17 protein-coding genes are annotated in these 15362 nt (G+C 71.2%); 5 read left to right on the top strand and 12 right to left on the bottom strand.

Annotated elements, in window-relative coordinates:
* The first annotated feature begins 49 nt into the window (after positions 1 to 49).
* The 3 genes from ABD080_RS11835 to ABD080_RS11825 all read left to right on the top strand — a co-directional run bounded on the left by ABD080_RS11835 (position 50) and on the right by ABD080_RS11825 (position 3144).
* Entirely contained in the window at positions 50 to 1720 is a 1671-nt protein-coding gene (locus tag ABD080_RS11835) for a glycoside hydrolase domain-containing protein (protein WP_264449914.1), read from the top strand.
* Entirely contained in the window at positions 1713 to 2321 is a 609-nt protein-coding gene (locus tag ABD080_RS11830; protein WP_264449913.1) for a nucleotidyltransferase family protein, read from the top strand. Before ABD080_RS11835 ends, ABD080_RS11830 begins: the two co-directional genes overlap by 8 nt.
* A gap of 478 nt (positions 2322 to 2799) precedes the next feature.
* Positions 2800 to 3144 (top strand): hypothetical protein, encoded by a 345-nt coding sequence (locus ABD080_RS11825; RefSeq protein ID WP_264449912.1) that lies wholly within the window; start codon positions 2800 to 2802, stop codon positions 3142 to 3144.
* 126 nt (positions 3145 to 3270) lie between these two features.
* Here ABD080_RS11825 and ABD080_RS11820 read toward each other — a convergent pair whose 3' ends face one another.
* The 5 genes from ABD080_RS11820 to ABD080_RS11800 form a co-directional block, all read right to left on the bottom strand.
* Positions 3271 to 3540 (bottom strand): rhodanese-like domain-containing protein, encoded by a 270-nt coding sequence (locus ABD080_RS11820; RefSeq protein WP_343906090.1) that lies wholly within the window; start codon positions 3538 to 3540, stop codon positions 3271 to 3273.
* A gap of 23 nt (positions 3541 to 3563) precedes the next feature.
* Entirely contained in the window at positions 3564 to 4163 is a 600-nt protein-coding gene (locus ABD080_RS11815; protein WP_264449911.1) for a YbaK/EbsC family protein, read from the bottom strand.
* Complete coding sequence (locus ABD080_RS11810) at positions 4160 to 5341, bottom strand: trans-sulfuration enzyme family protein (RefSeq protein ID WP_264449910.1); 1182 nt, start codon at positions 5339 to 5341, stop codon at positions 4160 to 4162. The genes ABD080_RS11815 and ABD080_RS11810 overlap by 4 nt, the downstream gene beginning before the upstream one ends.
* 61 nt (positions 5342 to 5402) lie before the next feature.
* Entirely contained in the window at positions 5403 to 6686 is a 1284-nt protein-coding gene (locus ABD080_RS11805; RefSeq protein ID WP_264449909.1) for an MFS transporter, read from the bottom strand.
* The gene (locus ABD080_RS11800; RefSeq protein WP_264449908.1) at positions 6676 to 7341 is read right to left on the bottom strand and encodes an ArsR/SmtB family transcription factor; all 666 of its coding nucleotides are present in this window, start codon (positions 7339 to 7341) and stop codon (positions 6676 to 6678) included. The genes ABD080_RS11805 and ABD080_RS11800 overlap by 11 nt, the downstream gene beginning before the upstream one ends.
* Positions 7342 to 7447: 106 nt before the next feature.
* Between ABD080_RS11800 and ABD080_RS11795 the strand changes: the two genes are divergently transcribed.
* Positions 7448 to 7816, top strand: a complete 369-nt coding sequence (locus ABD080_RS11795) for an ArsR/SmtB family transcription factor (protein WP_264449907.1) — start codon at positions 7448 to 7450, stop codon at positions 7814 to 7816.
* Positions 7816 to 8748, top strand: coding sequence for a cation diffusion facilitator family transporter (locus ABD080_RS11790; protein WP_264449906.1), 933 nt, complete (start codon positions 7816 to 7818; stop codon positions 8746 to 8748). Before ABD080_RS11795 ends, ABD080_RS11790 begins: the two co-directional genes overlap by 1 nt.
* Positions 8749 to 8841: 93 nt before the next feature.
* Here ABD080_RS11790 and ABD080_RS11785 read toward each other — a convergent pair whose 3' ends face one another.
* The 7 genes from ABD080_RS11785 to cmtR form a co-directional block, all read right to left on the bottom strand.
* Complete coding sequence (locus ABD080_RS11785; RefSeq protein WP_264449905.1) at positions 8842 to 9663, bottom strand: C40 family peptidase; 822 nt, start codon at positions 9661 to 9663, stop codon at positions 8842 to 8844.
* A gap of 339 nt (positions 9664 to 10002) precedes the next feature.
* The gene (locus ABD080_RS11780; RefSeq protein WP_264449904.1) at positions 10003 to 10842 is read right to left on the bottom strand and encodes a cytochrome c biogenesis CcdA family protein; all 840 of its coding nucleotides are present in this window, start codon (positions 10840 to 10842) and stop codon (positions 10003 to 10005) included.
* Complete coding sequence (locus ABD080_RS11775) at positions 10839 to 11438, bottom strand: TlpA family protein disulfide reductase (RefSeq protein WP_264449903.1); 600 nt, start codon at positions 11436 to 11438, stop codon at positions 10839 to 10841. The genes ABD080_RS11780 and ABD080_RS11775 overlap by 4 nt, the downstream gene beginning before the upstream one ends.
* Before the next feature lie 60 nt (positions 11439 to 11498).
* Positions 11499 to 12152, bottom strand: coding sequence for a vitamin K epoxide reductase family protein (locus ABD080_RS11770; RefSeq protein ID WP_264449902.1), 654 nt, complete (start codon positions 12150 to 12152; stop codon positions 11499 to 11501).
* Positions 12133 to 12783: a DsbA family protein gene (locus ABD080_RS11765; protein WP_264449901.1), complete on the bottom strand. Its 651-nt coding sequence runs from the start codon at positions 12781 to 12783 to the stop codon at positions 12133 to 12135. The genes ABD080_RS11770 and ABD080_RS11765 overlap by 20 nt, the downstream gene beginning before the upstream one ends.
* Entirely contained in the window at positions 12780 to 14897 is a 2118-nt protein-coding gene (locus ABD080_RS11760) for a heavy metal translocating P-type ATPase (RefSeq protein ID WP_264449900.1), read from the bottom strand. The genes ABD080_RS11765 and ABD080_RS11760 overlap by 4 nt, the downstream gene beginning before the upstream one ends.
* A complete protein-coding gene (gene cmtR, locus ABD080_RS11755) occupies positions 14894 to 15265 on the bottom strand; it encodes a Cd(II)/Pb(II)-sensing metalloregulatory transcriptional regulator CmtR (RefSeq protein WP_264449899.1) in 372 nt (123 codons plus the stop codon). The genes ABD080_RS11760 and cmtR overlap by 4 nt, the downstream gene beginning before the upstream one ends.
* Between the last annotated feature and the right edge of the window lie 97 nt (positions 15266 to 15362).

The raw sequence follows: 15362 nt of genomic DNA, 5'->3' as shown, positions 1-15362 counted from the left end.
AAGACCCGCAGCCCAGCCCCGTCCGACACCGACGTCCGGAGACCTCCCTGTGCAGACCCGCCTGACCGACTCCCTCGAGAAGGTGCTGGGGCCGACGCCGCCCCGCCCGCTCGCGACCCGCGGGGACATGCACGTCTCCGGATTCCTCGGCGAGCGGCTGTCCCTCCAGCTCGCGGTGCTCCTCGAGCACGGGGACGGCGACAGCGTCCGGGCGGGGGCGGAGGGGCCGCTCGCGGGCGTGACGGAGCTGAGCGTGGTGCGCCGGGTCCCGGTCTCCCTCGCCGCCCCGGAGGACGCTGACCCCCACTACCTCGTCACCGATCCCGGCGAGTACCCCGACCTGCTCGAGCCGGCCCCCACGGGCCCCGTGCGCCTCACCCCGGGGACCTGGGAGGCGCTGTGGATCGACGTGCGGGTGACGGACCCGGAGCTTGCAGGAGACCACGACCTCGAGATCGCGGTGGAGTCCGAGGGCGGCAGCGCCCGGCACCGGGTGCGGGTGCGCATCCACCCCCGGGAGCTCCCGCCCCTCTCCCTCCTCAACACCCACTGGTTCCACGCGGACAGCCTCGCCGTGCACTACGAGGTGCCGGTCCTCGGGGAACGGCACTGGGAGCTCATCGAGGCGTTCCTCGGCGCCGCCCGCGGGATGGACGTGAACTCGGTGCTCACCCCCGTGTGGACCCCGCCTCTGGACACGGCCGTCGGGCACGAGCGGCCCACGGTCCAGCTCGTCGGGATCGAGGAGACGGGACCGGGGGAGTACCGCGTCGACCTCTCGGCGCTGGACCGCTGGCTCGCCCTGTGCGAGGCCGCCGGGTTCCGCGCGATCGAGCTCGCTCACCTGTTCACCCAGTGGGGCGCGCAGGCCACCCCGAAGATCGTGGTGGACACCCCGGCGGGTCCCGAGAAGCGGTTCGGCTGGCACGTGCCGGCGACGGACCCCTCCTACCGTCGTCTTCTCGAGCAGATGATCCCGGTGCTGCGCGCGCACCTCGACGCGCAGTGGCCCGGGGAGGTGCTCTGGCACCTGAGCGACGAGCCCGGGGAGGCGGATCTCGAGGGGTACCGCGCCGCGCGGGCCCAGGTCGCGGACCTGCTCGAGGGGGCGCAGGTGGTCGACGCGCTCAGCTCCTACGCCTATGCCGCCGCGGGGCTCGTGGCGACGCCCGTCGTCGCGACGGACCACGTGCGTCCCTTCCTCGAGGCGGGTCTGCAGCCGTGGGTGTACTACTGCGTCTCCCAGGGGCGCGACGTCGCGAACCGCTTCATCGCCCTGCCCTCGGTGCGCTCCCGGGTGCTGGGCCGGCAGCTGTTCGTGCACGGCGCGCCGGGGTTCCTGCACTGGGGCTTCAACTTCTGGTGGACGCAGCACGCGCTCGCCCCGGTGGACCCCTTCACGGACACCTGCGCGGGCGGCGCCTTCCCGGGCGGTGACGCCTCGGTCGTCTACCCGGGACCCGACGGGACCCCGTGGCCCTCGATCCGGCACCGCGTGCTCGCCCAGGCCATGGCCGATCACCGCGCGCTCACCCTGCTCGCGGCTCTCGCGGGCCACGACGATGCCGCGGCGCTGGTCGATGAGGGCGGCACCCTCGCCTACGACCGCTTCTCCTACGACGCCGCGGAGCACCTCGCCGCGCGGGCAGCGGTCGGCGAGGCGATCCTCGCGTTCGACGGTCTCGTCCCCGGGGTCGGGGGCGGTGGACAGGATGACTGACCGGCGACCCGACGCGCCCGTCGACCGGCCGCGGGCGGCTGGGATCGTGCTCGCGGCGGGGGCGGGCCGGCGCTACGGTCGCCCGAAGTCGCTCGTGATCGGCGAGGACGGCACCCCGTGGGTGGCCCGCGCCGCCACGGTGCTCCGGGACGCCGACTGCGAGGTGGTCGTCGTGGTCCTGGGGGCCTCCGCCCAGGAGGCCGCGCCGCTCGTGCCCAGCTGGGCGCGGATCGTGCCGGCCGAGGACTGGCAGGAGGGTATCGCCGCCTCGATCCGGGCGGGACTGCGGGCTGCCGATGACGAGGGTGCGGATCTCGTCGTGCTCGTGCCGGTGGACACCCCGGGCCTCCCGGTCGGGGCCGTGGAGCGGATCGTGGACCGGGCGACCAGGCACGGAGCGCGCGACGCGCTCGTGCAGGCGATGCACGGCGGCGCACCGGCGCACCCCGTGGCGATCGGCGCCGAGCACTGGTCGGCCCTGTCGGGAACGCTGCAGGGTGACCGGGGTGCGCGCAGCTTTCTCGTGCACCATGGCGTCCTCGAGGTCGAGTGCGGCGACCTCTGGGACGGGGCGGACGTCGACCGGCCCGGCGCCGGCTGAACGGGGACGCTCTGGCCAGGTCGTCCGACTCCGCGTCGGCCGCGTCGCCGACGCGACCATCGTCGAGCACCCCGATGTGGAGCTGATCGTCCGCCACCCGCGCGTCCCACCGACGACGCCGGCAGTGGGGCGGGACAGGGCGATACCAGGACCGGGACGGGAATGAGGCGGCGGTCGTGGCCGCCCGCGGCATGCTCGTCCAGGCGTGCTCCTCGGCCGCGCAGGATGCGGTGTCCTCGTGCAGAGCTTCCACCCCGCGGCGCGCCTGCTCGTCCTCGGCGCGACCGACTTCCCCGGCGCCATCGTGGGGCGGGGGCAGGGATCGTCGACGGACGCGGATCGATCCACGGCCACCCCACCCCCGCCGTGCTGATCAGTGGTGCCGCCTCGGACACCACGGAGCGATGGCAGGTCCGCTCGCCGCGCTGCGAGCCCATCACAGCGGCGAAGTGTGACCACGAGCGGCGGGAAGGAGGCGATGAGCGCACCGCTGAGAAATCGGTCGATGCGGCCGGAGTCGCCGCTACTCTGCTGCTGGTCCGGGCGGCGCTCGGCGACTGGCTCCCTCCGGCTGATCCTGTTGCTGAATCTCCCGGTCCTCCTCCATGAGTTCGAGGAGCATCGCTTCCCCGGCTGCGACCCGGGCACGGCCGCCGTGGTCCACGTACAGACCCCGCGGCCGATCTGCGATGTCGTCGAGGTCTGCCGGGAGGGCGTGCTGCACTGGTGGGACGGGGGTGGTGCGTCTCGAGCGGGCCGGCAACTCCCCGTGGACCGGCGACCGGTCCTCGCGACGATGATCTCGCCTCACGCGACGAGCTGACGATGATCAGCGCACGCGCCCTCCGCCCGTCGGCGCCGGTACGTGAGACCGCAGAGGTTGCGTCCGACCGGTCGCGGGCTCACGAGGCCGGGTCTCGCATGCTCTTGAACGCCCCGACGAGCCGGCTCAGTGCGGGGCGACCCGACCGTCAGAGGGCTCGATGCCGTCCTCGGCAGCGATCCAGGCCAGGAGGCCTCCCTCGAGGTTGTACGCCTCCCAGCCCGCGGCACGGAAAGCCTCGGTGGGCATGGCCGAGCGGATCCCGGCCCGGCAGTAGAAGATGACAGGGCGGTCCTGGTCGATCGAGTCGGTCTCGAGGGCGACGTGCTGCAGGTCGAGATGTCGGTCTCCCGGGATGTGTCCGGCCTCGTGCTCGTACGTCTCGCGGACGTCGATGACCTGGGCGTCGCGCTCGAGGATCAGCCGCCGGGCCCCGGTGGGATCGACGGAGTGGGCGGGGTTCTGGATGGTCGTCCTGACAGCGTGCCTCCTGGCGTCGGGCTGGTCGGGTCGTCCTGCGGACCGCTCATCGCGGCGAGCACGGGGGGATGACCGGTGGAGTGCGCGAAGCGGGTGAACTCCTCCCAGGTCAGTCCGATGCTCTCGCTCTGGACCATCGGATGGAAGTTCAGCTGATCGGCGTGCTCGAGACCCTGGTCGACGACGAGCGTGATCTCGGCGTCGGGATCGTGCACCAGGGCGAGCGGGGTCGCAGTGCCCGGGCCGACGTGCAGCCGCTCCTCCATGACCTCCACGGAGGCGAAGCCCATGCGACCGCGTGCGCCGATTCGGGTGTGAAGAGTGCGCAGATCGATCTCGGCATCCTCGTGGGCGGTGAGGAAGTACAGATTGCTCTTCTTGTCCCGCAGGAGGAGGTTCTTGGTGAAGGTGCCCGGGAGATCGCCGCGCAGTCGCTTGCCTTCCTCGACGGTCGAGTGCTCGGGATAGGGCACGGGACGGACATCGACGTCGACGGAGGCGAGATGCTCCAGGACGATGGCACGCTCCGCGGCGCTCATGCCCGGACCTCTCCGAGCGCCTGGTCGAGATCGCAGATCAGATCCTGGGGATCCTCCAGTCCGATGGACAGCCGGATCATGGAGTCGGTGATCCCGCGCCGTGACCGCTCCGCAGGGTTCAGACCGTGGTGCGTCGTGGTGACGGGCTGCGTGGCCAGGGACTCGGCGCCGCCGAGGCTCGGGGCCAGGGCGAACAGCTCGAGCCGATCGGCGACGCGGCTGGTCGTGGCGCCGTCGGCCGCGAGCTCGATGGTGAGGATGCCGCCGAAGCCGTTCATCTGCGCGCGAGCGAGCTCATGGCCGGGGAACGACGCGAGCCCCGGGTACAGCACCCGGGCGACCCGCGGGTCGGCGTCCATGGCCTCGGCGACGGCCTGCGCCGCGGCGTTCTGCGCCTTCACCCGCACGGTGAGCGTGCGCAGCGATCGGGAGAGCATCGCGGCGGTCTCCGGTGCGATGGCGGTGCCCAGGTTCTTCCGCCACGGCGCCAGCGCGGCGACCTTCTCCGCCGAGCCGAGGACGACGCCGGCCGTGATGTCGGAGTGTCCGCCGAGGTACTTGGTCGCCGAGTACACGACGAGATCCGCGCCCAGGTCGAGGGGACGCTGGTTCACGGGCGAGGCGAAGGTGTTGTCCACGGCCACCAGCGCGCCGTGGCGGTGGGCGAGTGCGGCGATCGCGGAGATGTCGAAGATCTCGAGCGCAGGGTTCGTGGGGGTCTCGAAGAAGATCAGCTTCGGCCCGCCCCGCAGTTCGTCCTCGAGGCGACCGAGCTCATCGCCGAGCAGGAACGTCGTGCGGATGCCCAGCAGCGGAAGCTGGTCGGCGAGCAGCTCGAGAGTGCCGCCGTAGGCGTCCCCGAGGCAGATGATGCCGTCGCGCCCGTACTGGGCGAAGAGCGCGGTCTCCGCAGCCATGCCTGAGGAGAAGGCCATCGCGGCCTCGGCCTCCTCGATGCCCGCCATCGTCTCCTCGAGCGCGAAGGTGGTGGGGTTCAGGCCGTACCGGGAGTAGAGGGCACCCGCCTTACGCCCCTCGACCACGTCGAGCAAATCGGCCGTCGAGGGGAACGCGAAGGTCGTGGTGTTGTAGACGGGCAGGTGAGGTGCCCCGTGGGCATCTCTCAGGTGCGTGCCGTGGATGGCACGGGTCGACTGGCCATGCGAGCGAGCGGACATGAGCTTCTCCTCCGAGGTGGGGCGGTTGCTGTGGTGGGTGCGAGGGTCGTGGCGCGGCGGATCACCGGGTGGACGGGGCATCGGCGGCAAGGCGCCCTCGGGCCCCCAGGACGACCGGGACGAGCAGCACCGCGAGCACCCCACCGGTCAGGGCGAGGATCTGGAAGCTCGTCGTCGTCATGAGCAGACCGGATGCCGCGCCGCCCCCGGCCCCGGCCAGGGCGATGAGGACGTCGATCGTGCCCTGGGTCTGCGGGCGGTTCGCCGGCACCGTCGCGTCGACGACGAGAGCGGTCCCGGAGACGAGGCCGAGGTTCCATCCCAGCCCCAGCAGGACCAGGGCCAGGACGAGCAGGCCGAGGGAGTCCCCGGGAGCGAGCGCTCCGAGGACCCCTGCGCTGAGCAGGGTCGCACCGGCGGCGATCGCGACCGGGATCCTGCCGACCTTGTCGACGAGGGCTCCGGTCACCAGGGACGGGAGCCACATCGCGCCGACGTGCATCCCGATCACCAGGCCGACGGCGCCCAGGCCGTGGTGATGGGCGCTCATGTGCACCGGGGTCATCGTCATGATCGCGACCATCGCGATCTGGGTGAGGACCATGATCAGCGCCCCCACGTAGGCACCCGCCCCGACCCGCGGGCGGTGGACCGACGCGCCGTGCCGTACCCGGGGAGCGGAGTCGGCGGCGATCCGCTGCGCGAGCAGGTAGGGATCGGGACGGAGGAAGAGGAACAGCACGATGCCCGCGGAGCCGTAGGCGACGGCGGCCAGCAGGAACGGCCCCGCGAGAGCGGGGATGCCGAGCGAGGTGGCGAGTGCGCCCATCGGCTCGATGAGGTTCGGGCCGGCGACGGCGCCGATGGTCGTCGCCACCATCGCCATCGAGGTGCCGAGGCCCCTCCGGTGGGGGAGGGCGAGATCGGAGCCGGCATAGCGGGCCTGGAGGTTCGTCGCGGTCCCCGCCCCGTAGACGAACAGTGCGGCGAACAGCATCGGTACCGAGTCGACCAGCGCCGCGACGACGATCCCGGCCGCGCCGATCGCGCCGGCGAGGAATCCGGAGGCGAGGCCCCGGCGCCGACCGAAGGCGCGGGTCGAGCGCCCGACGAGGAACGCTGCGAGCGCGGACCCCAGGGTGAACAGTCCCGTGGGCAGCCCGGCGAGGCCGTCGCTGCCGAGCATGTCCTGGGCGAGTAGCGCCCCGACGGAGATTCCTGCGGCGAGGCCTGCCCCGCCGAGGATCTGGCTGGCGATGACGACGGTGAGGGTGCGCCGGTGGACCCGGGCTCGCTCGAGCTCGCTCACCGTCGTCGGCGACGGGAGATCGGTCTCATGCACCATCGAGCGCGACCTCCTTCGTGGCGCGCCACTCGACGACGCCCTCGTCCAGGACTCGCGCATCGATGCCTCGGGCGCGCAGGGCGCCGGCGGCCTCGCGAGCGAGCCTGCACAGCTCCCCGCGGCAGTAGAGGACGACGATCGCGTCCTCGGGGATCTCTCTCGAGGATCTGTCGAACTCGTCGATCGGCATGGACAGGGCGCCGGGGAAGTGCCCGGCGTCGTACTCGCACCGCGGTCGCACGTCGATGACGAGCATGTCCGCAGTGACGGTGCTCGGCGCCATCTCGGGGACTTCGGTGTCGAGCAGGCCGCGGAACTCGTCCAGGGAACGACGCATCCGGGGGTAGCGCTCGAGCGCGACCCTCTTCGCGGCGGTGTACAGCTCGGCGACGTCGTCACCGGCGAGCCGGTAGTAGATGTACGCACCCTCGCGCCGGGTGGCGACGAGGCCGGCGCGTCGCAGGCTCTGGAGGCCCGCGGAGGTGGTGGTCACGCCCTGTCCGGACATCCGTGCCAGGGCGTCGACGCTGTGCTCTCCCTGGGCCATCAGCTCGAGGAGCTCGAGCCGCCGAGGGTTCGAGACGGCCTTCAGCACCTCGGCGAACGCCGTGAAGACATCCGCCTTCGACGGTTCTTCGTCATTCCATGGAGTCATGGAATGAGTGTATCCCGCGATGAGAGCGGATCGGGTCGCGGCGGCAGCCGAGGCCTTGCCCACACTTCCCGCTCGACCCGATCGGCGATATCATCGCTATATGCCGATGAATGAGAATCTGACCGACGCGGGGTTCGAGGTGACCGAGGCCCACGCGGCGCTGTTCCACGCCCTGGCGGAGCCGACGCGCCTCGCCCTGATCCGCCATCTCGCCACGGGGGAGCATCGTGTCCGCGACCTCGTCGACCACATGCACCTTGCCCAGTCCACGGTGAGCAATCACCTCGCGTGCCTGCGCGACTGCGGTGTCGTGACCACCCGTGCCGAGGGACGCGCCTCGTGGTTCTCCCTGGCCGATCCCTCCCGGCTCGCCGACGTGCTCGAGGCTGCCGATCGGCTGCTCGACGCGTCCGGCTCCTCGCTGTCCCTGAGGAGCCACCGCGACCACGAGCAGCTCGACGAGGAGGGGCTCTGATGGGCGCGGGCCATGATCATGGGCACGGCTCCGGCGCGACGGGCTCCGCCCGCACCCGACTCGTGATCGCCTTCGCGATCACCGCCGGCATCGTCCTCTCCCAGGCGGTGGGGAGTGTCGTCACCGGGAGCCTGGCGCTGCTCACGGACACGGCGCACGCGGTCGTGGACGCGTCCGGGCTGCTGGTGGCCCTGATCGCGGCGACCATGCTTCTCCGCCCCGCCAGCAGCACGCGTACCTGGGGATTCGCCCGGATCGAGGTCCTGGCGGCGCTCGCGCAGGCGACGCTCCTCATCGTCGTCGGCACCTATACCGCGATCGAGGGCATCTCCCGCCTCGGCCGGCCGCCGGAGGTCCCCTCGGGGCAGCTGCTGGTCTTCGGCGTGGTCGGACTGCTCGCCAATGTCATCGCGATCCTCGTGCTCGCCGGGGGCAAGGACTCGAGCCTCAACATGAGGGCCGCCTTCCTCGAGGTCCTCAACGACGCGCTCGGGTCCTTGGGGGTGATCACCGCGGCGATCGTGATCCAGGTGACGGGATTCCAGCAGGCCGACGCCCTCGCCGGGCTCTTCATCGCCGCGCTGATCGTCCCTCGAGCCTTCCGGATCATGGCGGAGACCCTGCGGATCCTCATGGAGTACACCCCGAAGGGGGTCGATCTCGACCAGGTGAGGGAGCACATCCTCGCGCTCGAGCATGTGCAGGAGGTCCACGACCTCCATGCCTCCGCGATCGGGAGCAACCTGCCGATCATCTCCGCGCACGTGGTCGTGGGGGAGGAGTGCTTCGAGTCGTCGCACGCGCTGGAGATCCTCGAGGAGGTCCAGCTCTGCGTCAGCACCCACTTCCCGGTGGCGTTCGAGCACGCCACGATCCAGCTCGAGAGCCCGTCGGTGCGACACCGGGAGGGCGGCCGCTCCCTCCATTCGTGAAGGCGGCCCCAGGTCGGGGCTCCTCCGGCACATGCGGAAGCGGCGTGCACCCCACCATCCCGGTGGAGTGCACGCCGCTCGTGGTCGCTGGGCTCAGCGGAAGGAGACGAAGGTGGGGCTGCCCCAGATGGTGCGCTCGGTGACGGCGCCGGGGGAGCGGCCCGCATCGACGACCTTGTCGCCGCCGGCGTAGATGCCCATGTGGCCGGGCCACACGACGAGGTCACCCGGCTGGGCCTCGGACTTGGAGACCTGGGTGCCCGCGGCGACCTGCTGGCCGGAGGTGCGGGGGAGGTCGATGCCGACCTGCTTGTACGCGTACTGGGTCAGACCCGAGCAGTCGAAGCTCACCCCGGGGTTGCTGGACCCCCAGGAGTACGAGGCGCCGATCTGGGTGCGGGCGGCGTCGACGATGGCCTCGCCGCTGCTGCTGGAGGAGCTGGACGAGCCCGAGGCCGGGGCGGAGGCGCCGGCGCTGGCGACGGACGCACCACCGTTCAGCGAGCCCCGGGTCTCGGAGCCCACGACGCCGTCGACCTGGAGGCCGTGGGCGCGCTGGTAGTCCTTCACCGCGCTGTGGGTGCGCTTGCCGAATTTGCCGTCGACGGCGAGGGAGGCGCCCTCGTCGTTCAGCGCGGACTGGAGCTGCTCGACCGAGGAGCCCTCGGAGCCCCAGCGGAGCTTCTTCGAGGAATCGAGCACGGACGTGGGAGCTGTCGGGGCGGCGGCAGGGGCGGCGACGGCCGCGGCGGCGGGCGCGGCGGGAGCGGCCTGGGCGGCGCCGCTCGCGAAGGCGGATCCGATCAGAACGGTGCCGAGGACGGCAGCGCCGCCGGTCCCGCGCAGGGCGCGGCCGCTGTGTCGAAGGGGGGTGACTGCGCGGCCAGGCGCGCGGTGGGAATTGCTCGTGGCCATGAATGTTCTCCGTGTTTATCCCCGAGATGTTCGGGGAGAGTCGGGTATCGGGTCGCGGCAACGGAAAAGCAGCGCAAGTATCGGGAAGAAACTCTCGTACCTCGTAACCGGTATGACCAACGTACCCAGGCCCGAGGTCCGAGGGAACCTCGGAGATCGACCCGGGCCGATGACTTCACCGGATCTTGAACCGAAGGCGCCTCGGACGGGCCTCGTGTACATTCTCTTGACCTGATCGTGGTGACCTGGTGGGGCAGTCGTCACGTGCGTCGCACGAGGGTCGCGCACGAGGACGCGGGGATTCGTGGAGCGCTGTCCCGTCCGTGCGCACCAGGGCGCTCAGACCACGGGCCGGAACGTGGCGATGGAGCCCTGGAGCCGATCCATCCAGGAGGCCCAGGTCCCCGTGAGCAGCAGCAGTCCGATGCTGATCAGGAGCGCACCGGAGAGGATCCCGATGAGCCGGCGATGACGTGACAGCAGCTTGCTCACCCCGATGGCCTTGTCGAGGAGGAGTGCGCTGATCACGAAGGGGATCCCCAGGCCGAGCGAGTAGGCGAGCGCGAGGACCGCGCCGCGTGCTGCCCCGGTCCCGTCGGTGCCGGGGTCGAGGGAGAGCGCGATGATCGCGGCATAGGTGGGTCCGATGCACGGGGTCCAGCTCAGCCCGAAGACGAAACCGAGGAGCGGAGCCCCGAGGAGTCCTGCATCCGGCTGCTTCTTCGTGGCCCTCACGTTCCCGGAGAGGCGCGGCAGGAAACCCATGAAGATGAGTCCCATGAAGATGACCAGTATTCCGGCGATGCGGTTGATCCACAGGGCATGCTCCTGCAGCAGATAACCCATGGCACCGGCGAATCCGCCGAGCGTCATGAAGACGGTGGCGAAGCCGGCGACGAACAGGATGCTGCCGGCCAGCATTCGTCCGGCTCCCCGGCGGAGGAATGCTCCTCGAGATGATCTCTTCCCGGTGTCATGGTGCGCGGGCGGTGCGGCGGGGCGTCCGGCGCGCTGCCCGGCGAGTCCGGAGACGTAGCCGAGATATCCGGGGACGATCGGCAGCACACAGGGCGAGAGGAACGCGACGAGACCGGCCGACGCCGCGACGGCGATGGCCAGCACGAGTGATCCGTCCAATGCGATCGTCTGGAAGACCTCGGCCAGACCGCCGCCGCTCATGACGCGGGCTCGTCGATGACGCCGTCGAGCATGGCCCGCAGGATCGAGGGATCGATCGCCCCGGAGATCCGTCCGGCGACCCGTCCACTGCGGTCGAGGACCAGCGTCGTCGGGACGGCGTTGGGTGCGACGTGGCCCCGGAGCTGATACATGACCTCGGACTGCTGGTCGGGGATCGAGGGATAGGTGATGCCGTACTTGTCCTCGAAGGCCTGGGCGGGCCCGGCGTCGTCCCGGAGATTGATGCCGACGAAGGCGACCCCTCGGTCGGCGTACTCCTCGTTGATGGCCTGGAGCTCAGGCGCCTCGATGCGACAGGGCGGGCAGGAGGCGTACCAGACGTTCACGACCAGGATGCTGCCGCGCTGCTCGACGGAGTCGAACACCTCGCCGTCATAGGTGGTCCCCGAGAACTCGAGCGGCTCGGTGCGATCCTGGAGGGCGATCTCCGTCGTGACCCCGTTGCCGGAGACGTATCCGGATGCCTCGTCGCCGTAGCGATCCGTGGTGTCCGAACTGCTGCATGCCGAGGTCAGGCCGATGGCGGTGACCAGCCCTGTCGCGTGGAGGAGCTGACGTCGGGAGCGAGGGCCCATGGTGGCTCTCCTTCGAGGGGTCGTGAGGGGTGAGGGCTCAGGTCGCGAGGAGGCGATCGCTCAGAGCAGCGTGGACCAGTAGTCCCAGAACCTCACGGCGATCAGCGCCAGGATGACGAGGTACCAGGCCACGAGCACCGTGCTGCGGAACTCGATCAGAAGAGCGACCGCCCGGCGCACGGCAGGGGCGGCGCCGCCTGTCCAGCGGTGCAGGTGGCGAAGTGTGGTGATCCAGAACAGCGGGATCGTCACCGTCCAGACGACCATGCAGTAGGGGCACAGCGCGCCGATCTCGAACAGGCTCTGCCCGATCAGCCAGTGCACGAAGAGCACGGCGAACGAGACGCCGACCTGGATGAGCACCTCCATCCAGCGGGCCGTGCGCGCACCGGCGAGCACGGCGAGACCGAGCGTCAGGACCGCCGAGAATCCCGCGACGCCGAGGATCGGATTGGGGATGCCGAACGCCGAGGCCTGCGGGGTGGACATCACCGACCCGCACGACAGGACCGGGTTCAGGCTGCACGAGGGGACGTAGGCGGGATCCTCGAGCAGAGCGATCTTCTCGACCAGCAGCACGACGGCCATGATCAGGCCGACCGTCCCGGTGACGATGAGGAGCGCGGCGAACCTGCCGGGGTTCCCGTCGACGACGGAGGGCGATGCCGGGGGAGGCGCGTCCGTGGCCACGACCTCACCCGTCGAGAGCGGCATCGAGCGGATCCGTGAGGTCCTCGACACGGGTCGGCTCCAGACGCTTCCCGTCGACGAAGAAGGTGGGGGTCCCCGTCACGCCGAGGGCCTCGGCGTCGGCGGCGCTCTGCTCGATGCGCTTCGCGGTGGCGGGGTCGTCGTAGACCTTCCCGAAGCGCTCCATGTCCAGCCCGATCTCCTCCGCGTAGGAGAAGAACTGCTCGCGCTGGGAGGTCTGCTGATGTCCCCAGGTGGCGGCGTTCTCGAACAGCGCCGCGTACATCGCCTCGAACTCACCCTGGTCCTTCGCCGCCTCCGCGGCCCGGGCGGCTTCGAGCGAGTTGCCATGGAGCGGCAGGTACCTCACCGCGAAGGTGACGCGGTCCCCGTACTCCGCACGGATCTCTTCGATCGTGGGGTACATGGAGAGACAGGCCTCGCACTCGAAGTCGAGATACTCCACGAACACGACGTCACTGCTGCCCTCGGAGAGGCGGGGGCTGTCCTCGCGCACGAGCTGGGCGCTCGTCGAGTCCGTGGCCTCGGCCTGCGCCGACGGGTCCTTCACCCGGGGGAGGAGGACGACGACGGCCGTGAGGACGAGCGCGGCGACGGCGACCAGACCGATGCTGAGCTTCAGGCTGCGGCTCATGCGGAGACCTCCTGGTCGGGGGTCGTCCTGCGCTGATCCCCGCTGGCGGCACCGGGTGCCCCCTGCGGGTGGAGACCTGCGGTGCGGGCGGCGCGCATGCCGTTGGCGATGACGACGACCTCCGCGGCCTCGTGCACGAGCACCACGGCGGCGAGGCCGAGCACGCCGAGCAGCGCGAGCGGGAAGAGCACCACGATGATCGCGAGGGCCAGGGCGATGTTCCCCGTCATGATGCGGCGTCCTCGACGGGCATGGGCGAGGGCGGCAGGGAGCTGACGCAGGTCGGTGCCGGTGAAGGCGACGTCCGCTGATTCCACCGCTGCAGCGGTGCCGGTCACGCCCATCGCGATGCCGACGGTCGCGGAGGCGAGGGCGGGTGCGTCGTTGATGCCGTCGCCGATCATCGCGGTCGGGGACATCTCGGCGAGACGGCGGATGTGGGCGGCCTTGTCGGCGGGCAGCTGTTCGGCGTGGACCTCGTCGATGCCGGCCTCCGCGGCGATGGCCCGCGCGGTGAGCTCGTTGTCGCCGGTGAGCATGACGGTGCGGATGCCCTGGGCGTGGAGCGCGGCGACGGTCTCGACGGCCTCGGGACGCAGCTCGTCACGGATCCCGATCGCCCCGATCACCCGTGCGTCCTCCTCGACCATGACCACGCTCATCCCTCGGGACGCCATGTCACGCGTGCGGCTCTCGAGCGCTCCCGGGGCGATCCAGCGGGGGCTGCCGGCGCGCACGGCGCGTCCCCGGAGGGTCCCGGTGATCCCGTGCCCCGGGATCTCCTGGACGGCCTCGGCGTCGGGTGCGCTGCCGGTGGCCGAGAGGACCGCGGCGGCGAGCGGGTGGGCGCTGACCGACTCGAGGGCGGCGGCGATGGCGAGGACCTCGTCGTCGCTGCGCCCGTCGATCGCTGCGACGTCCACGACGCGAGGCTGGTTGCGGGTGAGGGTGCCGGTCTTGTCCAGGGCGACGGTGCGGATCGTGCCGAGCTGCTCGAAGGCGGCGCCGGACTTGATGACCACGCCGAGCTTGCTCGCCGAGCCGATCGAGGAGATCACCGTGACGGGCACGGCGATCGCGAGTGCGCACGGGGAGGCGGCGACCAGGACGACGAGGGCCCGCTCGATCCAGGTCGAGGGATCTCCCGTGGCGACGCCCACGAGGGCGACGAGTGCGGCGACCACGAGCACGGTCGGCACCAGCGGTCGGGCGATGCGGTCGGCCAGTCGCGCGCGCTCTCCCTTGGCGGCGTGCGCCTGGTCCACGAGGCGCACGATCTGGGTCAGGGAGTTGTCCCGTCCGTCGGCCGTCGCGCGCATCGACAGGGAGCCGGAGCCGTTCACCGAGCCGGCGTGGATCTCGTCCTCGGGCCCCACCTCGACGGGGATGGACTCTCCGGTGATCGCCGAGGTGTCCAGCCAGGAGCGGCCGGTCTCGATCACTCCGTCGGTGGCGACGCGATCACCGGCGCCGAGCAGGAGCACGTCTCCGACGCGGACCTCGGAGACCGGCACCGTCCGCGTGCCGTCGGGGCGCTGGACGCGGGCGGTCTCGGGGATGAGGGCGAGCAGAGCGCGCAGTCCCTGCTTCGCCCGGTCCATCGACCGGTCCTCGAGCGCCTCGGCGAGGGAGAACAGGAACGCGAGCGCGGCGGCCTCGCCGACGTGGCCGAGCAGCACGGCCCCGGTCGCGGCGATCGTCATGAGCAGGCCCACGCCGAGCCGTCCCCGGCCGCGGCCCAGCACCAGGCGTCGGAGCGTGCCGGGCACGAAGGTCGAGGCACCCGCGGCGAGCGCGAGGGCGTGCACGATCAGCGCGACCAGTTCCAGTCCTGCACGGTCGATCACCATCCCGGCGATCCAGAGGACCCCGGCGGTGATCGGGAGCAGGAGGGTCCGGTCCCGCCACCACGGGCTGGACTGCTCGGCCTCGAGCGGAGCGTCCGCCGGGCTCGGTGAGGTGCTCCCACAGCACGCGTCCCCGTCCTCGACCGGCGTCGGCCTCGGATCGGGGCCGCAGCACGCGTCGACCTCGGGGGCCGGACGTGCGGCGAGCGTGATCGGGGACCGCGGGGTCGTGGTGGGGCGCTCGGACCCGCAGCACTCGTCGCTCATCGGGTCATCTCCTCGGGAACGCTGGAGTTGCAGCACAGCGGTACGTCGCAGTTCTCATCCGTGCAGGGGGCGCCGTCGTCCACGGCGAGGACGGTCTCGACCAGTGCCGAGAGCGCCCGGGTGAGGTGGGCGTCGGCGATCTCGTAACGGGTGCGTCGACCCTCGGGGGCGGCGACGACGATCCCACAGCCGCGCAGGCACGAGAGATGGTTGGAGACGTTCGTGCGGCTGAGGTCGAGCTCATCGGCGAGGACGGCGGGATAGCCCGGATGATCGAGGAGCGAGAGCAGGATGCGTGAGCGCGTGGGATCGGCCATGGCGCGGCCGAGCCGATTCATCACGTCGAGCTGCGAGGCTTTGGTCAGCATGTGATGACCATACAGTGAACACTGAATGGTCAGCAAGTGCTGACCGGTGCGGACCCTCGCGCGCATCTCGTGGCGTGGGCATGTGGGTCCGAAGGTC

This window comes from Brachybacterium rhamnosum (genome assembly GCF_039526185.1).
GTDB lineage: Bacteria > Actinomycetota > Actinomycetes > Actinomycetales > Dermabacteraceae > Brachybacterium > Brachybacterium rhamnosum.
This window is presented reverse-complemented; position numbering and strand designations above follow the sequence as displayed.